Below are 19,640 nucleotides of genomic sequence, written 5' to 3'. Positions count from 1 at the left end.
GCGGCGTAGCCGCCGCGGTCTCCCCTTTCGTACAGGTCGGCACTCGGCGCACTGCAAGGTGCGTAACCCGCCGACTTGCGAGTGTGTCGCTTCGACCTGCGGTTATGTTGAGATCTGTTCACTCGTTTGGCCTAACACGGCCGGGGGAACACGGAAAGTCGCCAATCGGGCACACTGGAGATCCGCGTGTCGCTGAGGGAGGTGGGAACGATGGGCGACGAGAGCCTGCCCTACCGGCACGGCATCCACGAGGCCATGGGCGTGCTGTCCGGGCAGTGGGTGACCGCCGTCCTGGCGTCGCTCACCGCCCGTCCCATGACGTACTCGAAGTTGCTCGAACACATCAACAACACCGAGGAACGCCTCGGATGGGTGACGCACGAGCGGCCGTTACGACAGAAGGTGCTGACCGACACCCTGCACCGCATGCAGCGAGACGGCCTGGTCGTCAAGATCGACCGCCCGAGCCGGTTCGGCTCGACCTGGTACCAGCTGACGCCGATGGGCCGCTCGCTGCTGCGCGCCCTCCTCCCGCTGGCCAAGTGGGCCGAGGACAACCGGGGTGACCTGTCACAGGCACGCGCGGCGCACCAGGCGGCACTGGAGGCGGCCGCGAAGCCCGACCGCTAGCGCCCGAGGTCCCCGATCGCGGCCACGATCGTCTGCACCTGGTTGCGGCCGGAGTCCTTGGCCACGAACAACGCGTCGTCCGCGGCGAGCAGCACGTCCTGCAGCTCCGGCCCGAACTCCGGGTACACCGCGATCCCGATCGACACCGTCAGCCCGTCGACCGTCGCACCGTCCAGCGGCACCCGCAGCTGCCGCACGTCCTCGCAGATCCGCTCGGCGATGGTACGCAGCTCGTCCTCGGTGACCTCGGGGCACAGGACCACGAACTCCTCGCCGCCCCAGCGGCCGACCACGTCGTAGCGGCGCACCGAGGCCGACAGCACGTCGGCGACCGCCTGCAGCACGCGGTCGCCGACCAGGTGGCCGTGGGCGTCGTTCACCGCCTTGAAGTGGTCGAGGTCGACCATCAGCACGCCGACCTGCGCGCCGTCGCGAGCCGCGCGCTGGACCTCGGCCGTGGCGAGGTTCGTCCAGGCCGTCGCGTTGGTGAGACCGGTCTTCTGGTCGGTCGACGCGGCCTCCTCGAGCTGGCGCATCAGCACGCTGCGGTGCAGCACCAGCAGGGCTGGCACGATCATCACGGCCCACATCGGATCGATGCCGATCAGCAGGCCGGTGATGGCGCCGAGCCCGAGCGTGCCGTACTCGAGGGCGTTCTCCTTGCCGGTGCCCAGCGCCCGCCGCAGGTCGAGGTGCCGGTCGTGCAGCGTGATCGCCAGCCCGACCAGGCCGGAGTTGACGCACGAGTAGCCGATGACCGCCAGCACGACGACGAGCACCACCGCCGGACTGCCCCAGGCGGCCACGTCGGCGGGGGCGTAGAGGTGCCGGATCAGGAACGCGGTGTGCGAGGCGAGCACGACCGTCGAGCCGGTGAACACCAGCCGGTAGGGCCGCACGCCGCGGACCCGGTACCAGCTGCGCCAGAAGAGGTGGACGTACAGCACGCCGACCAGAACGGGTGTGAGGACTGGCGGCAGCACGAGCGCGGCGGAGAATGTCCACACTGAGGTCAGGTTGACGTGCGGTGTGTCGTTGAAGCGCCTGCGGACCCGCTCGACATGCCGGGACAGCTCACCCATGGTCACGCCGAGGAAGACGATGATACCCAGCGTGACGAAAGCGTGCCGGTCGACGACCCCGTGGCCGGCCAGGAGTGCCGTGAGGGCGACCATCGCCGTCTCGACCAACAGGATCAGGAACAGCACGCGCCCGGGTTCGTCCCACAGTGCCCAGTGCCACGGCTTTCTGGACCGCTCATTTGTCGGCAGGGATGCTGGTCGGGCCGATTGGGCGAAGATGACCTGATCAGCGCCCCCATTGCCGTGCTCGGCGGCAGTTCCCGCGGGAGGAGGTGCCAGTGATGACGAACAAGGACTGGTGACTGTGCCAACCAAGTCGTTTTCGTCGGTCTCTTCCCCGGGAGGGGGTGCCTCGGATGATGAACAAGGACTGGTGAGCTCGCTGTCCCTATCGGTGTCGTCTTCGCGTCCGCCTGGCCGAAGGGGGGAGCGCCCCTGGCGGCGGGAGCGGGCGCGAAGCCACGACACGCCACTGAGCCCGGTGAACACCACGCCGGCAACACCTCCGGTTGCGACCGCGAGGACAGGATCCGTCGCGTCGGCGAGCACGCCGGCCGCGAGGACCGCCACGCCCTGTGACGACAACACCCCCGCGCCGACGAGCCCTGACGCGGCGCCCCGACGGTCGTCGGGAACGCCCAGGACGAAGGCCGCCTGCGCGAGGATCAGGTATGCGGTGGAGCACGCCCCGGAGGTCGCCCAGAGCAGCACCACCACGCCCAGCGGTGGCTGGAACAAGCACAGAACGAGTGGCACGCCGGCCGTGACCGCCAACCAGGTCGTCAACGCGGGACGCCGGCCGCTCGGCAACTTCGCGACGAGCCACGCACCCACGATGCTACCGGCGGGATCGGCCGCCATCAGCAGTCCAACGGCGGCGGTCGTTACGCCGAGTGTCGCCGCATAGGGCGCCGCAAGCCCTTCGGGGATGGCGAAGACACCGACGAGCCACGACAGCGCGACCAGCGCCCGCAACTTCCGGTCCCGCCAGATGAGCCGAACGGTCCCACCCGGCTCGTGCCGCGTCTCGCGCACCGGCACAGGCCGATACCCAACCCCCACCGCGATGACGATGGCGGAAACAACGAAGGTGACGGCGTTGAGCCCCAGCGCCAGATGCGGGTCGACGAAGGTGAGCAGTGCGCCGCCCCCGAGAAACCCGGCGACCTGCGCGGACTGCCCAGTGACCATGCGGAGTGACAGCCCGGAGAGGTACTGCTCCCGAAGAACCGAAGGCAGCAGTGCCTGCTGGGCAGCCTTGAACGGCGCCCCGGCGAGCGTGAGGAGGAAGACAAGGGCGAGCAGGAGAGAGATCGGCAGCCCCGGCAAAGCCATGAGCAGGGCAAGAACGCCCCGCACAAGGTCGGCTCCGACCATCAGCTCCCGGCGAGGGAGCCGGTCGGCGAGCCCGGAGAGCACAAGCCCGCCAAGTAGGGCAGGAAGGAAGGTCAGGGCGTAGGTGAGCGCGGTCCAGCCGGCGGAGTTGGTCCGCTGGTAGACGAGGACGGCAAGGCCGACGCGAGCCAGCTGGTCACCGGCGACGGAGAGCAGCTCCGCGGCAAGCAGCGCGCGAAACTCACGCACCGCGAGAACACCGCGAAATCCCGCCTGCCGCATCCCGCCGCCCTCTGTCACGACAACAACGAGGCCGTGCGCCGAACCCGCACGACCCGCCGATACGACCCTAGATAGAAGGAGGACCAAGAACGCGGTCACAGTGGTTGTCCACCCGAATGGCCGATCGAGATGACCGAGCGTAACCCGAGCCTGTCGGCCTTTGATCAAGAAACCCTGCCGGCGGATGTCAGGTTTAACCGGCAGTGTGGGCGCCATGGACGAGCTGAAGGGCAAGGTAGCGCTGGTAGCGGGCGCGTCAAGGGCGGCAGGCCGCGCGATAGCGGTGGAGCTGGGCCGCAGGGGCGCGACGGTCTACGCGACGGGTCGTACGACGAGGACACAACGCTCGGAGATGAACCGCCCGGAGACGATCGAGGAGACCGCGGCCCTGGTAACCGAGGCAGGCGGCAGGGGGGTGGCGGTACAGGTGGACCACCTGGATGCCGGCCAGGTGAAAGCGCTGGTAGCCCGGATGGAGCAGGAAGAGGGCCGCCTGGACGTACTGGTGAACGACGTCTGGGGCGGTGATGTGTACCTGACGTTCGGCAAGAAGCTGTGGGAGCAGGACCTGGAGGGTGGCCTACGCATGCTCCGCCTGGGCGTGGACACTCATGCGATCACGAGCCATTACGCCCTACCGCTCCTGATCCGCAACCCAGGCGGGCTGGTCATAGAAATGACGGACGGCACAACGGAGTCCAACAGGAAATATCGTGCGGAGGCGGGCTTCTTCTACGACCTGGTGAAGGTCTCGGTGCAGCGGATGGCCCTGGCCCAGTCCGAGGAACTAGCGTCGTATGGCTGCACAGCGCTGGCGCTGACGCCGGGTTGGCTCCGCTCAGAAGCAATGCTGGAAGCCTTCGAAGTAACAGAAGAAACCTGGCGGGACGCGACGGAGAAGCAACCACACTTCGTGATCTCGGAGTCCCCGACGTTCGTCGGCCGTGCAGCGGCAGCGCTGGCCACGGACCCTGAGGTGTCGAGGTGGAACGGCCAGTCCGTGTCCTCAGGCCACCTGGCGAAGGTCTACGACTTCACCGATACGGACGGCAGCCGCCCAGACGCGTGGCGCTACATAGAAGAGGTGGAGAGCAAAGGAAAGCCGGCAGACGCAACAGGTTATCGCTGACCCAACCCACCACCCCGGACTGGCTTCGCCGCAGTACACAGACAAATCAATCCGCAAACTCACCCAACTCGAATTAACTCACCCAACACCTCAAGTTCGCCGCACCACGCCAACTCACGCACCACACCCATCGGCGGACCTCAACAAACCGCCCACACAACAACCCCACCACCTCAACCGCTCACCAACTTCAACCCCGATCTGCTTACCCTCAGACCTGCTCGCCAATCCCGATCTGCTCGGCGACGTGGGGCGGTTCGCCAATCCCGATCTGCTCGGCGACGTGGGGCGGTTCGCCAATCCCGATCTGCCCGGCAACGTAAGGCGGTTCGCCTACCTCGATCTGCTCGGCAATGTGGGGCGGCTCGCCAATCCCGACCTGCCCAGCAACTCGAACCGGCTCGCCAACCTCAATCCGCTCCCCAACTCAAACCCGCCCACCAAGCCCAACCTGCCCCGGCAACCCAAACCCGCTCGCCAACTCGAATCCGCTCACTCAGAAGTCATCCACCACCCCACCCGCGACCGACCTCGCCGCTGATCGCGACCTCATCCCCGTTCGCGACCTCACCCCCGTTCGCGACCTCCAACCGTCGCCGACCTCAAAACCGTTCACGGCCTCACTCTCGTCCACCTCCTCAACCTTCCACCTTTCTAAATCTTCCACCTCCTAAACCGTCTACCTCCTAAACCGTCTACCATCTCGAACCGCTCGCGGTCTCGAACCGTTCGCGGGATCAAATTCGCCCCCACCTCTAATCCCCTCGCTGTCTCAACCTCGTTCACCGCTCAAAACCTGCTTTTCATTTCATCCGCTTACCATTCCCAACTCGCGCACCGGCAGGTCTCAAATCGCGCGGCAGGTTGCAACTCGCCACCGCCTCCGACTCGCCCTTACCAATCCCACGCGAGTCCATCACTCCGCTCGTCCATCACCTTCATTCCCGAAGGCCGACGGTGAGTTGATCAGTGGCTCAGGTCACTGCTGGTGACCGTCATGCGGAGGTGGGTGGCACGTCACCCTTGTGCCGGTCACTGACCGGTGCGTTGCGGGCCGCGATCGCCAACCCCAGCTCGGCGAGCGTGGTTCGCAACGCCTCCGGGGCCACCACCTCGACGTTTACCCCCAGTGCGAGCAGTTGGGTGGTGGCCACCGGAAGGCTCTCCACCTCCAGGGTCACCTCTCGCCAGCCTTCCTCGTCCGGTGGTCCCGCCGTCGCTATGGCCATGGCCGCCGTGTCCGGGTCCGTTACGGCCCGTAGTGACTTCATCCCCCGCTGGCTCAGGCGCAGTCGCACTGTCTCTCGTAGCAGTGAGCGTTCGAACTTGGTGGACGCCTGCGCCCACCACTCGGTCAGTGCGAAGTCCTTCGGGCGGTCGAATGTCTCGGGCAGCACGTCCGCTGACACGATCTTCGCCACTCGGTAGGTCCGGATGTCCGCGTCGATCTGCGCCACCAGGTACCAGACGCCCGCTTTCACGACCAGGCCCAGTGGGGCCAACTCCCGACTCACGGTTGTCGCGCCGCGTTGGTACTCCACCCGTAGTCGCTTCGACGACGCGACCGCGTCTGCCACGACTGTCAGTTGGGACGTCGACTCGACCTCCTGGAACCAGCCGGGTGCGTCCAGGTGGAAGCGGTCCGCGATGCGTGCGGCGTAGTCCCTCAGTTCCGTGGGCAGACCTGCCATCACCTTTGCCCGCGCGGCGACCAGTGACGAACCCAAGCCCAGTTCGGCCAACAGTTCCGGCACGCCGATCGCGAAGATTGCCGCTGCCTCGCGGCCGGTCAGCCCGTCCAGTCGGGAGCGCCACCCCTCCAGCAGACGGATACCGCCGGCTCGCCCCTGCTCGGTCCACAGCGGAACGCCCGCGGACGACAACGCCTCGACGTCCCGGTACACAGTCCGTTCGGAGACCTCGAGGGCCGCGGCCAGCTCGGCGGCTGTTGCCCGCTGCCGCTGCTGCAGCAGGAACAACAACGCCACCAACCGTTCGGCTCGCATGTCGCGATTGTGCCGCAGCGGTCCGACACGTGATCGGGTCGCGCGGTGGCCTACTGGTCGGCGGCGGGCAGTGGCCAGAACATCGTCACGGTGGTGCCGTCGGCCGTGGGGGTGACTGTGGACGTGCTGGTCAGTCCCTGGATGAGCGACAGCCCGCGGCCACGCAGGCCGCCGCTCATCTGCGGGGGTTTCCATTGTCCGTAGTCGGTGACGGTGACGACGACGCGCGCCTGTTCGTCGTCCACGCGCGCTCTGAGGTCCAGCAGACCCTGGGTCTGGTCGCGGTAGGCGTGTTCGACGGTGTTCGCCATCGCCTCATAGCTGGCGAGTACGAGCGCCTCCGTCTCCGCCTCCGGCAACCCGACCCGTGCGGCCCATTCGGCGAGGACGTGACGCAGGCCGACAAGTCGGCTGGGTACGGCAGGAACCCGGAAGTGCAGGTCCCCCTCCGGGACACCGTCCAGGCCCTGCTGCCCCAGGTTCACGGCCGAAGCTCCAAACTTTCAGCCTCCGGTGGTCACTCGCGCGACCGGCGCGGTCCTTCAGTCGGCGGTCAAGGCCTCGTCGCGAGTGTGGTAGATCGAGATCTCTTCTGTCATGCCCGTCAGTTCCATCGGGCGGAAGGTGGCACTGCCCGTGGCGACTATCCGGAACCGGATGTTGCCCTGGGCCTGTTGGTGGCACCCGATGAGCACCGCCATGCCCGCGGATGCCAGGAAGTCGACCCTGCTCAGGTCTACCACCAGCGTCTCGGGCCGTTGCTCCATCGCGGCGTTGATCGACTCGCCGAGTTGCGGAGCGGTGGCCAGGTCAATCTCCCCGGCCACGTCGAGAACCACGGCTTCGCCGTGCGGTTCCACCAGAACGGACAGTCCCGGTGAGGCAGGCTGGCTGACACCAGCGTCTTGGAACGACTCTGAACTCACCACACCATCATCCCGTATGTCGCAAGCCGATGTGCCGACCCCCGGCGGGGTGCACAGACCTCCCATGCGGGGCGGAGGTCCCGTGAGTCCACTCGCATATCACCTCTTCAAGTCACGAAGCACTGGCACCGGACGACATCCGGCGCAATGGACGGGATAGCCCCAATCCACGACGTTCAAACCTCGCGGTCCACATCTTTTTTTTGCCGAACGCTGTGCGCTTGGCCACAGGCAGTGTGCGGCTCCACACGGTGACAGAGCGGGACTCTCCGTGAGTGTTCGGCCCTGCCTCGCACTGTCGTGTGCCACGTCGATGGTCAGCAGGCACCGTCAGTCGGGGTCGTCCACCTTGCCCGTGTTCCGGCGTTGCGAGCGGAACACCACGAACAACAGCCGCAAGCCCAGTAGTGCGCTGATGACCAGAAGGTTGTAGCCGACCACCTGGTTCAACGTCAGCTCCTGGCCGACCCGGGGACCGCCCGTGCTGGCCAGCAACAGCACCGCCATCACGCCGGTCGCCATGCCGGTGAACGCCAACAGAACCTCGTGCAGCATGCCGGCGACCACCGCACGGTCCCGTTCGTCCGCGAACAGCCGGACGTTGACCGACAGACGTCCCTGCTCGAGCGCGGACGTCACCCGGTCGACCCGGCGCGGCAGCCTGCGTAGCACCGGCAGCAACGACATCAGCTCGTCGACGGCCGTGCGGCGCAGTGACTCCGGCTGCAGCCGTTCGCCCACGAGCTTGTTCGCGAACACCCGTGACTCCACCAGGATGTTGAACCCCGGCGACAGCAGCGCAAGCGTCCCCTCGACCGTCGCGAGCGCCCGGAACACCGCCGCGATCGCCGGTGGGATCGACAACCGGAACTCGGCCACCACCCGGAACAGATCCGTGAACATGTCGAGGTCCGGCGCCTGCCCATGCGAGACGTGTTTGGCGATCAACGCGCCCAGCGCCCGTTCCAGCTTCTGCTCGTCGATCTCGTCCGGCCGGTCCACGATCTCCAACAGCCCGTCTCGCAAGCCGGCCGGGTCGCCCCGGTCCACGGCCGCGAACACGTCCCGCAACCCGCCCCGCAGCGCGGCGTCGAGCCGGCCCACCGAGCCGAAGTCCAGCAGGCCGAGCTTGCCGTCGGTGAGCAGCAGCACGTTCCCCGGATGCGGATCCGCGTGGAACACACCGTGCAGCAGCACCTGTCGCAACACGCAGTCCAGCAGCGTCCGCGCGAGGACGTCCCGCTGCTCGACCGCCACGTCACCGATGGCCAACCGCACCGGAGTGCCGTCGAGCCGCCGCATCACCAGCACCCGCTCACCCGACAGTTCCATGTGGACAGTCGGCAACGTAACCGCGGTGGTCGTGTCGACCGCGCTCACCGCGGCGATGTTGCGTGCCTCGACCCGGAAGTCGAGCTCCTCGGTGAGCGCCGCGGCGAACCCGTCCGCCAGGTCGACCACCCCCAGCGCTCGAGCCCACTTCGCCCGCAGCTCCAGTGATCGTGCGACGCGGTAGACGATGTCGAGATCACGTTCCACCACCCGGTCGATGCCCGGCCGTCGGACCTTGACCACGACGTCGCCGCCGCTGTGCAGCCGTGCCTTGTAGACCTGCGCCACCGACGCGGCGGCCAGCGGCTCCCGGTCGAACTCCGCGAACACCTCGGCGAGGGGCCGACCGAGTTCCTCGACGAGTTGCTGCTCCACCAGATCGAACGGAACCGGCGCGACCTGGTCCTGCAGCCTGCTCAGCTCGTCGATGAAAGCCGGCGGCAACAGGTCCGGCCTCGTCGACAGCACCTGCCCGAGCTTCACGAACGTGACCCCGGCGTCCTCGAGTGCCCGCCGAAAGGATCGGGCCAGTACCGCCTGCCGGGTGCCGTCCGTGCTTCGCCGCCCGACCAGGTACTGACCGATCCCGTGCTTCACCGCGATCCTGCTGACCTGCGAGTACCGCCGTGCACGGGCGGCCCGCCGCCGGATCGAGCGGAGCCGTCCGACGAACCCCAGCCCGCCGCCACTGGGGAAGGCCATCTCGGCGATGAACAGGAACGTCAGGGTCGCGAGGAACGCACAACCGGCGATCGGGATGATCAGCCCGGCGATCATGCCTGGTGACGCGGGTGGCTTCGGGAACAGCCAGGCGACAATCTGTCCGGCCACGATCCAACCGACCAGGGCGCCGAGCAGCGCTCGCACGGTCCTGATCCGTACTCCGAGCACCCGACGCGAGGCCACCACGAGCGGCCACAGCATCAACAGGTAGACAGGGAGCGTGAGCAGACCGAAGAGCAAGGCGGACATGTAGTTCCGAACGTCGACTGGGCTGACCTGGTCGTGGTCGATCGAAACACACGAGGCACCTGGGCTACTGGCTTACCGCGAGGATCCGCCCTCATGGTGTGTCGGCCAGCAGACGCACCACCTCCTCCGCCGTGCGCGTGGCACTCGCCGGGTTCTGTCCGGTGACCAGGCGCTCCGCCACCGAGACCTGACACCTGAAGTCGGGCGCGGACACATGTTTGGCGCCGCGCTCCACCAACGCCGTCTCCAGTAGGAACGGCACGGCGTCCGTCAGGTGGATGGCCGCTTCCTCGGAGTTGGTGAACGCCGACACCTCCTTGCCCTCGACGAGGTAGGAGCCGTTCGAGAGTGTCAGGTTCACGAGTGCGGACGAGCCGTGGCAGACGGCGGCCACCACGCCGTCCATCTCGTAGATGTCGCGACCGAGGCGTGCGAGGTCGCGATTGTCGGGAAAGTCCCACATCGTGCCGTGACCGCCGACGTAGAAGATCGCGTCGTAGCCCACGGCGTCGACCTCGGCCGCCCGGCGAGTGTTCGCCAGCTCCGGAAGGCGGGTGAACTCGCGTTGTGGCGGGTCTGAACCGTCGAAGCCGTCCATCGGTGGTCGTCCGCCTCGCACGCTCACCAGGTCGACGGCGAAGTCGGCCGTACGGAAGACGTGCCACGCGTGCGTGGCCTCGGGGACGTGGAAACCGGTCATGTGGATGCCGGCGAGGTCGTCGTGGCTGGTCAGGGCCAGGAGGATTGCTTTCATGAGGACAAGGTTGCCATGAAGGAGGCATCGGTGACCAATAGAACTTGTGGGCTGTATTATCAGATTTCTGATGACTTCCCTTGACCTGCTCAGAACCTTCCTCGCCGTGCACCGCGCGGGCTCGGTCACGGCCGCGGCGCAGCTGCTCGGCCTGTCCCAGCCCGCCGTCACCGCGCAGCTCAAGGCGCTGGAGAAACACCTCGGCAAACCCCTGTTCAACCGGCACGCGCGCGGTGTCACCACTACGGCGGCCGGGGAGGACCTCGCACGAAGGCTCGCAGGCCCGCTGGACGACCTCACCGCGGCCGTCGGCGACTTCGTCGGCGGCAAGGTCGCGCTGCACGTCGGTGGCCCCGCGGAACTCATGAGCCTGAAGGCAGTGCCCAGCCTGGTAGAACTGCGGGACACCGCACTGCGCGTCACGTTCGGCACGGCGGAGGAACTGCTCGACGAACTGGCGAAAGGCGGCCTCGACCTGGTGATATCGACCGTGCGACCACGTGTCCGCGGCATCGTCTCCGCGCCGTTGTTCGTCGAGGAGCTCACCGTCGTCGCCGCCCCACGCTGGTACTACCCGGACACGACCGGCGTCCTCGGCGAGGCACCGTGGGTGTCCTGCACCGAGGACCTGTCCCTCATCCGCCGGTTCTGGCAGGCCGTGTACCGGACGACACCGCCTGGCAACGCGGTCGTCGTGGTGCCCGACCTGCGTGCGGTGCTGGCCGCCACTCTCGCGGGCGCGGGCGCGACCGTCCTGCCGAGGTACCTGTGCGAGGACGAGCTCGCGACCGGTGCCCTTCGTGAGCTGGTCATCCGTGGTGAACTGCCGACCGACACGCTGTACCTGGCGGTCAGGACGGGTGCCTTCGGCGAGCCCCACATCGCGCGGGCACGCGACCTGCTCATGGCGCACGCGGCGGAGTGGTGACCGTGCCGAAACCCACCGCGGCCGAGTTGGCCGCCGCACGCGAGAAGACCGTGCCGAACGTGATCGCCCCGGGCTTGTCGGTGCTGTTCTGCGGCATCAACCCCGGCCTGTACTCCGCCGCGACCGGACACCACTTCGCCCGGCCCGGCAACAGGTTCTGGCCCGCCCTGCACCGGTCCGGCTTCACGCCGCGCCAACTCGACCCGACCGAGCAGGACGAGCTACTCGAGTACGGCCTCGGCGTGACCAACATCGTGGCGCGTGCCACCGCGCGAGCCGACGAGCTGACGCGTGACGAACTGCGGGCGGGTGCGCTCGTGTTGACCGACCTGGTCGGCCGGTACGCGCCGGCGTGTCTCGCCGTCGTGGGCATCTCCGCGTACCGCACCGCGTTCGATCGACCCAAGGCGGGGATGGGTGAGCAGCGGGGAGGGATCGCCGGCGCGCGGCTGTGGGTGTTGCCCAACCCGAGCGGGCTCAACGCGCACTACCAGCCGCCCGCACTCGCGGCGGCGTTCCGGGAGCTGCGTACCTCGCTCGGGTGACGCCCGAATGAGTACAAGCGGGTCGACACCGTTACCTGAGGTCAGGCGGGCACCGGACACACGGCGCCCATCCGCGTGGCCAGCTCGGCACGGTCCGTCGGTGGGGAGACCGGCCGGATCCTGGTCGCGGAGCGGTCGGACGCCAGGTCGGTGACGAACCGGGCCACCGCGTCGGGCGTCGGCACGGTGTCGCCGTCGAGGTAGGCGACGACTGCTGGTCCTTCGGCGGGGGTGGTCTCGACGGCGACGTACCAGCCGAGGCGTTCGTCCCAGAGCAGCATCAGGTCGTGGTCGGGACGGCTGGGCAGGCGTCGGTCGAGGCCGAGGTAGGCGGTGGCGGTGTCGCTCACCTCGTACCCGGTGGCCTCCGTGGGCACACCTACGGCGGCGGCCACGTGGTCGACGTATACGGCCAGTCTCCTGCCGAGAGGCGTCGGGCTGGACATGCACTGCTCCAGGCCCAGCATGGACAGCATCGCGGTGAACTCGGTGTGGTCGCGGGCCTGCCCAGCGACCGTGCGCACGGCCCGTTGCTGCTGGTCGGTGCGTTCCCGCGCGGCATGCGTACGGGCCTCGACGAATTGTGATCGTGGGTGGGACGTCATGGTGCTCCTGCCGTCAGGCATAGCTCGGCGGCCGGTGCGCGGTCGGCGCGGTCCGGTCGAGGTCGGCTTGCCGGAGCCGGAAGACCTGCAGCTCCAGCCCGAAGTACTTGGTGGTCTCGCCGACCCAGTGCATACCGTTCTGGCGCACCGTCGCGGCGGTCTCCGTGTTCTCCGGACGGATGACCGTGAACAGCTCGTCGACATCGTGGTCGAAGGCCCACGACGCGACCGCGAACATCGCCTCGTCGGCATATCCGTGACCCCACGCGGCGGGGTTGAGCTGCCAGGCGATCTCGAGGTCCTCGTCGCCGGGAGGTAACGGGAGCAGTTCGGCGCCGCCGATCACGTACCGGTCGGCGGTGCGCTCGACGGCCCACCGCCCGGCCGGCATGGCCAGCCAACGAGCCACGTCGGCGTCGCCGTAGATCTCGAGTGCGGCCTGCGCGTCTTCGGGCTGCCACGGCCGCAGGGGCAGACGCTCGGTGGTCAGAGTCCCGGTCGTGGTGGGCGACCCGGTCACTGTCCCGCGACCGCGGGCTTCGTGAGGCGCGCCAGGCGCTGCGGCGTCGGCCAGCGAACCTGCCACGCCCAGCCGAGCTTCTCGAACGCCCAGATGAGGCGGGCGGAGATGTCGATCTGACCGCGCCGCACGCCGTGGCGGGCGCAGGTCGGGTCGGAGTGGTGGGAGTTGTGCCACGACTCGCCCATCGACAGGATCGCCAGCGGCCAGAAGTTGGCCGACTTGTCCCGGCTCACGAACGGCCGGTCGCCGATCATGTGGCAGATGGAGTTGACCGACCAGGTCACGTGGTGCTGGAAGGAGATGCGTGCGAGTCCTGCCCACAGGAAACCGGTGAGCGCACCGCCCCAGGAGAGCGTGATCACACCACCGAGCACGGCAGGCAGCAGCACGCTCAGCGCCACCCACAGGGGGAACAGCGCGTCGACGGCCTTGATGCGCCGGTCGGCGACGAGGTCGGGTGCGAACCGGTCGATGTTGGTCTTGTCCCGGCCGAAGAGCCAGCCCATGTGGGCGTGCCAGAAGCCTCGTGCCAGCGCGAGCGGCGAGGTGCCGAACAGCCAGGGTGAGTGCGGGTCGCCCTCACGGTCGGAGAACGCGTGGTGGCGTCGGTGGTCGGCGACCCAGCCGATCACGGAGCCCTGTGCTGCGAGTCCGCCGGCGACGGCCAGTGCGGCGCGCAACCATCCCGTGGCCTTGAACGCACCGTGGGTGAAGTAACGGTGGTAGCCGACCGTGATGCCCAGCGTGGAGATCGTGTAGAAGACGCCTGCGAGCATCAGGTCGACCCAGGTCATGCCCCAGCCCCAGGTCAGGGGGATCGCCGCGGCGAGCGCCAGGAAGGGGATGATCAGAAAGGCGCGGATCGTCACCAGCTCGCCGACCGAGCGCTGGCCGGACAGCATGGGTTTCGGCGCCTTGCGGGGCGGTTCGGGACGGGTGAGAAAAGTGGTCATGCGTGCTCATTCCGTGGGCGGGCTGAAAACTGCCCGGAGTACGAGCAGCGCGGTGAAGGTCAGATGGACGCGATTCCGCGATCGCCGTTGACGTGTCCCGGCGACATCAACCGGATGGTGTGGCGGACCAGCCTGACGTGCGGGGGACTGGGCGGCTGCCGAACTGATCGAAGGTCGGGTGTGTGGACCCGACCGCACGTCTGGGTCGCTAGGTCCCGTGGCCGTCGTCGCGGCCAGACCTGGGTCCGTCGACGACGAGGTCGGCTCTGGTGCCGACATCCGAAATGCCTTCGACAATTGCACGTTACACCATGAGGGGTGGTCCGTGGTGTACGTTGGGAGGCAGCTGGGGGTCTTGAGAGCGGCCACGATGTGACGCACGGTGTCCTGAGCGGCGAGCATGCTGCCGCGGCCCGTCCAGCCCCACCACTTCGCCGGCCGGCAACCCCGGGGCGACCAGGATTTCACTGTCTCGAAAGGACATTCATCATCAACACGACACCGCCGAACGGCGTGCAGTTCAGTCATCCAGCCAGCGAGCCGGTGCAGCACGCGTCCGCCCACCCCGACGCGAACTACCAGGACCTCTTCCGCGAGCCGGACTTCGCTCCCGGGACCGAGCCCGCGGAGCTGCCCGTCGACGACTTCCCGACCGTGCCCAGCCGTCGTTACGGCGGTGCGTCGCGGACGTCCACGGGTACGCCGACGAGGAATCGTCGCCGGGCGGCGTGACCTCGCTGTCCACCCTGGACAGCACGGTGCGGGGCCGCCGGGCAGCCGGCGTCCCCGTTGACACGGCGCTGGAGTCACGCGTGCGCTGAAGAAAAGTAGGGGTCTTGCACATGGCCGACGAAGGTGGCGGACCGGCGCTGGAACCCGCGCTGGCCGAATGGCTCAGCGCGCGGGAGGAAACCGGACGCCACCTCGCGACGGCGACGCCGCCGGTTGGTGTGGCCTGGGTGCAGCGGCTCGCGGACCTTCTGGCCACTGAGCGGTCCTGGCAGGACCAGTACACCGAGTTGATCGCACTCGGCAGGAACGATCGACGGTTCCCGCCCTCGAACCGCTGACAGGGCTCGCGCACAGTCCACTGTGTCCGATCGAGCCCGTCGAACGCCAAAACGGGCGTGCGGTCGCAGATGTGACCGCACGCCCGAGGCTTAGTCAGAGAGGCGTGACGGCAGTTGCCTGCGGACCGCGGTTGCCCTGGCCGATGTCGAACGCGACGCGGGCGTTCTCCTCGAGGCTGCGGAAACCGCCGCCGCTGATCTCGGAGTAGTGGACGAACACGTCGGGGCCACCCTCATCCGGGGTGATGAAGCCGAAGCCCTTTTCGGAGTTGAACCACTTCACGGTGCCTTCTGACATGCGCAAATCTCCTTGTCGCATCTGAACAAGCGGCACGCGCTCGGATGAGCGGGCCGGGCCGCGAGCATGCGGACCAGGAGTCGCTGAAGACACCAGAACACGCTCGCCAAAAACTCCTGCGAGCGTCACAAGAACAACGAACACAAAAATCTTCAACCAAAACCAGTAGAGCACGGTTCGGGGGAGAGCGTCAACTGGACACGCTCAGTCGAGCGCGCAAGTGCTCCATTCGGTTGTAATATCGTGTCGGACGACGATGGTGCCGCGTGGTGCTCAACGGACTCGGTCACGTCGTCGACCAGCCCGTGATCAGCGTGAATCCACGGCTGCGCAAGGTGTCAGGGGCGGATCCGGTGATCGTAGCCTCCTTGGATCGGTGATCAACACCATCTTGACACGTCAGTGCCGCCTCTGCCAGTTGCGGGTAGCGTGCTAGGTGGACGGCGCCTGGGAAGTGGATGCCGGCGAGATCGCTACAGTGATATGTGATGACCTCGCGGCGAGTATTTCATGGCGCAACGCATGGAGGACTGCGCCCGCGCGTGCAATCGGAGCAGCGACCCGTGCTGAGGGGTCGCTTGTTCCTGAGTGGACGTCCGATGTGGACGTGCACTCAGGGTCTTGGTTCACCGTTTGCTTGATTCTGAAAGAGGATCACGCGAAACGCGTTCGCTCAGTAGAGGCCTGCGGCAGGCGTCACTCCTATGGGTGTGAAGATGTAGCTCAGTCGGCTGGAGTTGACCACCACGATCGTGAGGTCATAGAACGATCCGACGCTGATGGTCGTGCGCTTTTGGCTCAGCGATGACAGCCGCGGCAGCACGTCCCGACTGAACGCGGAAACCGCCTCGACTGACATGGTGTACAGCGAGGCACCGATGCCGCTGAGAAGACGGGCCGGTGTGGGCACCACACCCGCTGGCCCGGTCGTTCGTACGACGATCGCGGACACAGGTTCGAAGGCGTTGCCCTCGGGCACGATGCGGACCTCGGTGTTCGAGCTAACCGGTCCCCCGAACGTTCCGTCCCCTGAGATCGCCAGGGGGATTGGCGTGGGTGCCTCGTTCTCGATCAGCAGCGGCAATTGTACGTTGAGCTGTGTAATGAAGTCATTCACCGAGCCGGTGAAGGGGTTCCCGGGCTTCTCGGTCGTCGTTGTAGTGGTCGTTGACTCCGTTGCGCTTGCCTTGTGTCGCGCGATGGGCGAACCAGTGGTGTTGTTGCTGCAGGCTGCGCTGAGAAGTATTGCCAGCGTTGTAAGTGCCACATGTCTTTTCACGTCGATCCCCAAGTGTGTGAGCGTGATTGACTGTAGAACGTCAGTCGCTTTTGGATTGTGGACCGTTACTCGCGGGCAGCTGGTGCGGATGGATGCGGCCTGCCGCATCCTGGGTGTGCCCGAAGCAGCGGTAGGCGGCCACGCAACTCCTCGCAAGACACATGGTGATGTGCCGGTCCCACATCACCATGCCCAGGCGATACCTACGTCACGACGGCGTTGTCAGAAGACATCGTCAAGCGGTCGAGGGGTCTGGCTATGGAGCCGGACTGCGGATGACCAATGTCCAAGGTGTGGTCAAGCCGCGTGCGAGGTCACGAACGGCTATCCGCGCAAACGCCCACAGCGACGACTCTCGCCCACGACTGTCCTTGATTTGTCCTGTCTGCTGATTTTTTTTAATCAGGTACGACGCTGGGGCGATCTTCGGGTCTGGGCTGGAGGGACCACACGCCCACGATGAACGCGAGTAGAACAGCGACAACCAGCGCACACCACTGCCAGAGGGTCGGAGACGAACCGAAACCAGCGCTGACTTGGCTCGCGGCCGCAACTGCCACGACGACCCCGATCACGGGGACGGACGGCGGCTGAAGCTTCACCTCACCAGTGCCTTTCGTAATCAGGTGAGACGGCAACCGAGACGCTGTGCCCAGTCGCAGACCATGACTGAGGACGTTCGTGCTGGTCACCAAGGTGCCCCCGGCCAGGTTCGTACAGCATCCGCACGATCCCGTACCCGTCGTGAGCTGCTGGTTTCCGCCACGGTTGAGATCCCTCGGCGGCGGCGCTCGGGCGGTGGTGCCCAGTGACCGCGATGACCGAGCCGGCCCGGTCGCGCGAACGGGCAACGGCCGAGGAGTGGGCGCGCCGTACATGCACGCTGGTCGTGGCTGGAGTGGCGGCGTACGCCTCCTATCAGCACCAGCGCGAGTATGCACGGGTCGGTGGTTCCGATGCGGTCGGTGCGGCGTTGTGGCCGCTGTCGGTGGACGGCCTGCTCGTGTTGGCCACAGTCGGGGTGCTCAGGGCCGAGCGGCTGACCCGCCGGGGCCGGATCGCGGTGTGGTTGTCGTTCTGGCTGGGCATCGCGGTCTCGCTGGCGGCCAACATCTCCGCCGCCCCCACGCTGACGTGGCAGCCGGTTCTCGTGGCTGGCTGGCCGCCGGTGGCTCTGTTGCTGGCCGTCGAGTTGCTGGCCCACGGTCCGCGCTCTCGCGAGCACACCGAGAACGAGCACGCCGCATCCGAGACCGGAGGCGTCGCCTCGATCGAAGTTCGAGACGGCGAGACCGAGAACGAGAGTGGTGGCGAGACCGCGCAGGTGATCAATCTCGCCGGTGTCTCGTCACATCACGGGTCGGCGGTCGAGCCGACGGCTCAGGAGGTCATGTGGGAGCACTACCTGCGGGAGCAGGCCCTCGGTCGGATCCCGACGGGCGCCGAGTTGGACCGGGTGGCCGGCACCAACAACTATGGCCGCACCGTGCTGCGCCAGTGGCGCACCGACGGCCGCATCCCACAAGCCGACCAGGGCCAGCGCAGGCGTGGGGGTGTGGGATGACCGACCAGATTCCGCCTGTCCCGCCGGGTCCGGCCGACACCACGCATCCGCGACGGGCGCTGGCCCGGCTGGCGCTCTCCTCCGCCTACCGAGAGACCGCCGACTTCGCCGCTGGCGGCGTGCCGACGGTCAGCGACGAGTACGGCGACGCCTACGACGACGTCGACCACGCCGCTCGCCTGCTATCCATGGCCCAGGACGTCCTATCCCGTGCTGTGGTCAACGCCCGCGAGCGGGGCGGCCGGTGGGACGACATCGCCGAGGCCCTGAACCTCACCGCCGAGCAGGCCCGCGACCAGTACACAGCCACGATTGACCAGTGGGAAGACGCGCTCAACCGACCATGGGAACGCTCCGGCCGACTCCTGGCCAGCCGGATGCCGGACGGCACCACCGAGCCCGACGAGACTGCCGCCGACCTCGACCAGTGGTGCCTGCGCCACCTGGAGGAGAACCACGGCGCCCGGCACAACCCCCGCCACGACGGCATCGAAGACCGCATGGTCTCCGCCAACCTGCCCCGGCACACACCACTCACCGAACTGAACTGTCTCACCCGCACGGCCGCGTACCTCATGCGGCGCGGTGCCGAGGCAACGGAAGCAGAACGGGAAGCCTACGAGAACCGCAAGAAGGCGATGATGACCAAGCTCTACTGATCAACAACGCCGGACACAACGATCACGGTATAGACCTTGGACCGGTGACGACGGGGCATGGCCAGAATGAGGTTGCCGTTCACTCGGTTGGCGGTAGGCAGGCTGTGGATTGTGCCGTGCGGATTAGTGGACGCAATGATCGGCTGACGAGGCGGTGATCCGCTACTAAGCTGTATGGTTATGCCTGCTGAGAGGTCGCAAGAGACAGGCCGAGAGGGCGTGTTCCGAGCGAAGCAGTACCTGGAGAGCACGACGCATCTTCAACTGCCCTGGACTGCATACGACCACGAGTCGATGTGCAAGCGTCAGCGGCTCGACGGCAGCAAGAAGGTTTACGACTTGTCCGGCTACTTTCTTGGTCAACGGCGGCATCCACTGTTGGTGGAGGCGAAGAAGTATTCGGTGGTCGGCAGCCAGGCTGCCATGTACACGGAATATCTCGCCGATATATACAGCGTCACGGCCCGCGCCCACCAGAACGATATGGACGACGACGCCGAGTTCATGTGGGTCACCTGGCATCCGTTCAGTCAGAACAACTGGGCCAAGCTGACCCACCACGAGTATGTGCGTGAGGCGGTGCGTGAGCACGCGGAGCGGCTGAAGCTGCGGACCGGCGAGGGCGGAGTTGAGATCGATGACGAGCTCTGCCGGCTCGTGTCGACGCGATTGTGGCTGTTGGTGTTGTCGGATCGGCAGCACGAGCTCGTGTTGAGTCCTGAGGAGTTGAAGTTGGCGATGATGAACTTGAAGAGGGATGGTGCATAG

At 67.0% G+C, this 19,640-nt stretch carries 21 protein-coding genes; 10 read left to right on the top strand and 11 right to left on the bottom strand.

The features are described 5' to 3' along the window. Positions 1–210 precede the first annotated feature (210 nt). Positions 211–630: a winged helix-turn-helix transcriptional regulator gene (locus tag CLV71_RS36740; protein WP_133907523.1), complete on the top strand. Its 420-nt coding sequence runs from the start codon at positions 211–213 to the stop codon at positions 628–630. Here CLV71_RS36740 and CLV71_RS36735 read toward each other — a convergent pair. Then, positions 627–3,428 (bottom strand): MFS transporter, encoded by a 2,802-nt coding sequence (locus CLV71_RS36735; protein WP_166664410.1) that lies wholly within the window; start codon positions 3,426–3,428, stop codon positions 627–629. The genes CLV71_RS36740 and CLV71_RS36735 overlap by 4 nt on opposite strands. Before the next feature lie 115 nt (positions 3,429–3,543). Here CLV71_RS36735 and CLV71_RS36730 point away from each other — a divergent pair, with 115 nt between their 5' ends. Next, positions 3,544–4,458, top strand: a complete 915-nt coding sequence (locus tag CLV71_RS36730; RefSeq protein WP_133907521.1) for an SDR family oxidoreductase — start codon at positions 3,544–3,546, stop codon at positions 4,456–4,458. 247 nt (positions 4,459–4,705) lie between these two features. Further along, the gene (locus CLV71_RS36725; protein WP_133907520.1) at positions 4,706–4,999 is read left to right on the top strand and encodes a hypothetical protein; all 294 of its coding nucleotides are present in this window, start codon (positions 4,706–4,708) and stop codon (positions 4,997–4,999) included. A gap of 454 nt (positions 5,000–5,453) precedes the next feature. Here CLV71_RS36725 and CLV71_RS36720 read toward each other — a convergent pair whose 3' ends face one another. The 5 genes from CLV71_RS36720 to CLV71_RS36700 all read right to left on the bottom strand — a co-directional run bounded on the left by CLV71_RS36720 (position 5,454) and on the right by CLV71_RS36700 (position 10,448). Next, positions 5,454–6,464: a helix-turn-helix transcriptional regulator gene (locus tag CLV71_RS36720; protein WP_133907519.1), complete on the bottom strand. Its 1,011-nt coding sequence runs from the start codon at positions 6,462–6,464 to the stop codon at positions 5,454–5,456. Between the two features lie 50 nt (positions 6,465–6,514). Beyond that, positions 6,515–6,949: an ATP-binding protein gene (locus CLV71_RS36715; protein ID WP_133907518.1), complete on the bottom strand. Its 435-nt coding sequence runs from the start codon at positions 6,947–6,949 to the stop codon at positions 6,515–6,517. Between the two features lie 57 nt (positions 6,950–7,006). Continuing rightward, entirely contained in the window at positions 7,007–7,324 is a 318-nt protein-coding gene (locus CLV71_RS36710) for an STAS domain-containing protein (RefSeq protein ID WP_208297935.1), read from the bottom strand. A 396-nt stretch (positions 7,325–7,720) separates the two neighbouring features. Continuing rightward, complete coding sequence (locus tag CLV71_RS36705) at positions 7,721–9,694, bottom strand: ABC1 kinase family protein (RefSeq protein ID WP_133907516.1); 1,974 nt, start codon at positions 9,692–9,694, stop codon at positions 7,721–7,723. Positions 9,695–9,785: 91 nt separating this feature from the next. Beyond that, on the bottom strand, positions 9,786–10,448 hold the full coding sequence (locus CLV71_RS36700; RefSeq protein ID WP_133907515.1) for a type 1 glutamine amidotransferase domain-containing protein: 663 nt from the start codon (positions 10,446–10,448) through the stop codon (positions 9,786–9,788). A 70-nt stretch (positions 10,449–10,518) separates the two neighbouring features. On the opposite strand from CLV71_RS36700, the gene CLV71_RS36695 reads away from it, so the two are divergent. Continuing rightward, complete coding sequence (locus CLV71_RS36695) at positions 10,519–11,376, top strand: LysR family transcriptional regulator (protein ID WP_133907514.1); 858 nt, start codon at positions 10,519–10,521, stop codon at positions 11,374–11,376. Positions 11,377–11,378: 2 nt separating this feature from the next. Further along, a complete protein-coding gene (mug, locus tag CLV71_RS36690) occupies positions 11,379–11,921 on the top strand; it encodes a G/U mismatch-specific DNA glycosylase (RefSeq protein WP_208297934.1) in 543 nt (180 codons plus the stop codon). Between the two features lie 41 nt (positions 11,922–11,962). Here the strand turns inward: mug and CLV71_RS36685 are convergent, their stop codons facing one another. The 3 genes from CLV71_RS36685 to CLV71_RS36675 are packed head-to-tail and all read right to left on the bottom strand — an operon-like array spanning position 11,963 to position 13,951. Beyond that, a complete protein-coding gene (locus tag CLV71_RS36685) occupies positions 11,963–12,526 on the bottom strand; it encodes a DUF6292 family protein (protein ID WP_133907512.1) in 564 nt (187 codons plus the stop codon). Between the two features lie 13 nt (positions 12,527–12,539). Then, positions 12,540–13,046 (bottom strand): GNAT family N-acetyltransferase, encoded by a 507-nt coding sequence (locus CLV71_RS36680; RefSeq protein ID WP_243867098.1) that lies wholly within the window; start codon positions 13,044–13,046, stop codon positions 12,540–12,542. Beyond that, entirely contained in the window at positions 13,043–13,951 is a 909-nt protein-coding gene (locus tag CLV71_RS36675) for an acyl-CoA desaturase (protein ID WP_424923937.1), read from the bottom strand. The genes CLV71_RS36680 and CLV71_RS36675 overlap by 4 nt, the downstream gene beginning before the upstream one ends. A gap of 594 nt (positions 13,952–14,545) precedes the next feature. Between CLV71_RS36675 and CLV71_RS36670 the strand changes: the two genes are divergently transcribed. Beyond that, positions 14,546–14,734 carry a hypothetical protein gene (locus tag CLV71_RS36670; protein WP_133907510.1) on the top strand — a complete coding sequence of 63 codons (189 nt, stop codon included), beginning with the start codon at positions 14,546–14,548 and terminating at the stop codon, positions 14,732–14,734. 110 nt (positions 14,735–14,844) lie between these two features. After that, positions 14,845–15,072, top strand: coding sequence for a hypothetical protein (locus CLV71_RS36665; protein ID WP_133907509.1), 228 nt, complete (start codon positions 14,845–14,847; stop codon positions 15,070–15,072). A 94-nt stretch (positions 15,073–15,166) separates the two neighbouring features. Here the strand turns inward: CLV71_RS36665 and CLV71_RS36660 are convergent, their stop codons facing one another. Next, entirely contained in the window at positions 15,167–15,370 is a 204-nt protein-coding gene (locus CLV71_RS36660) for a cold-shock protein (protein ID WP_133907666.1), read from the bottom strand. A gap of 673 nt (positions 15,371–16,043) precedes the next feature. Continuing rightward, positions 16,044–16,661 carry a hypothetical protein gene (locus CLV71_RS36655; protein WP_133907508.1) on the bottom strand — a complete coding sequence of 206 codons (618 nt, stop codon included), beginning with the start codon at positions 16,659–16,661 and terminating at the stop codon, positions 16,044–16,046. An 805-nt stretch (positions 16,662–17,466) separates the two neighbouring features. Between CLV71_RS36655 and CLV71_RS36650 the strand changes: the two genes are divergently transcribed. The 3 genes from CLV71_RS36650 to CLV71_RS36640 all read left to right on the top strand — a co-directional run bounded on the left by CLV71_RS36650 (position 17,467) and on the right by CLV71_RS36640 (position 19,640). Beyond that, positions 17,467–18,213 (top strand): DUF2637 domain-containing protein, encoded by a 747-nt coding sequence (locus CLV71_RS36650; protein ID WP_133907507.1) that lies wholly within the window; start codon positions 17,467–17,469, stop codon positions 18,211–18,213. Continuing rightward, positions 18,210–18,872 carry a hypothetical protein gene (locus CLV71_RS36645; RefSeq protein ID WP_133907506.1) on the top strand — a complete coding sequence of 221 codons (663 nt, stop codon included), beginning with the start codon at positions 18,210–18,212 and terminating at the stop codon, positions 18,870–18,872. Before CLV71_RS36650 ends, CLV71_RS36645 begins: the two co-directional genes overlap by 4 nt. A 219-nt stretch (positions 18,873–19,091) precedes the next feature. Next, on the top strand, positions 19,092–19,640 hold the full coding sequence (locus CLV71_RS36640; protein ID WP_133907505.1) for a hypothetical protein: 549 nt from the start codon (positions 19,092–19,094) through the stop codon (positions 19,638–19,640).

It is taken from the genome of Actinophytocola oryzae (assembly GCF_004364325.1).
GTDB classification, from domain to species: domain Bacteria; phylum Actinomycetota; class Actinomycetes; order Mycobacteriales; family Pseudonocardiaceae; genus Actinophytocola; species Actinophytocola oryzae.
The sequence above is the reverse complement of the archived record's forward strand: the minus strand, read 5'-3'. Positions and strand labels throughout refer to the sequence as shown.

What these genes read in the sequence shown, in the direction of transcription:
- CLV71_RS36740 (WP_133907523.1), top strand. Translation starts at nt 211, where the DNA reads ATGGGCGACGAGAGCCTGCCCTACCGGCACGGCATCCACGAGGCCATG.
- CLV71_RS36730 (WP_133907521.1), top strand. Translation starts at nt 3,544, where the DNA reads ATGGACGAGCTGAAGGGCAAGGTAGCGCTGGTAGCGGGCGCGTCAAGG.
- CLV71_RS36720 (WP_133907519.1), bottom strand. Translation starts at nt 6,464, where the DNA reads ATGCGAGCCGAACGGTTGGTGGCGTTGTTGTTCCTGCTGCAGCAGCGG.
- CLV71_RS36705 (WP_133907516.1), bottom strand. Translation starts at nt 9,694, where the DNA reads ATGTCCGCCTTGCTCTTCGGTCTGCTCACGCTCCCTGTCTACCTGTTG.
- CLV71_RS36700 (WP_133907515.1), bottom strand. Translation starts at nt 10,448, where the DNA reads ATGAAAGCAATCCTCCTGGCCCTGACCAGCCACGACGACCTCGCCGGC.
- CLV71_RS36695 (WP_133907514.1), top strand. Translation starts at nt 10,519, where the DNA reads ATGACTTCCCTTGACCTGCTCAGAACCTTCCTCGCCGTGCACCGCGCG.
- CLV71_RS36685 (WP_133907512.1), bottom strand. Translation starts at nt 12,526, where the DNA reads ATGACGTCCCACCCACGATCACAATTCGTCGAGGCCCGTACGCATGCC.
- CLV71_RS36675 (WP_424923937.1), bottom strand. Translation starts at nt 13,951, where the DNA reads ATGCTGTCCGGCCAGCGCTCGGTCGGCGAGCTGGTGACGATCCGCGCC.
- CLV71_RS36665 (WP_133907509.1), top strand. Translation starts at nt 14,845, where the DNA reads ATGGCCGACGAAGGTGGCGGACCGGCGCTGGAACCCGCGCTGGCCGAA.
- CLV71_RS36660 (WP_133907666.1), bottom strand. Translation starts at nt 15,370, where the DNA reads ATGTCAGAAGGCACCGTGAAGTGGTTCAACTCCGAAAAGGGCTTCGGC.
- CLV71_RS36650 (WP_133907507.1), top strand. Translation starts at nt 17,467, where the DNA reads ATGACCGAGCCGGCCCGGTCGCGCGAACGGGCAACGGCCGAGGAGTGG.
- CLV71_RS36645 (WP_133907506.1), top strand. Translation starts at nt 18,210, where the DNA reads ATGACCGACCAGATTCCGCCTGTCCCGCCGGGTCCGGCCGACACCACG.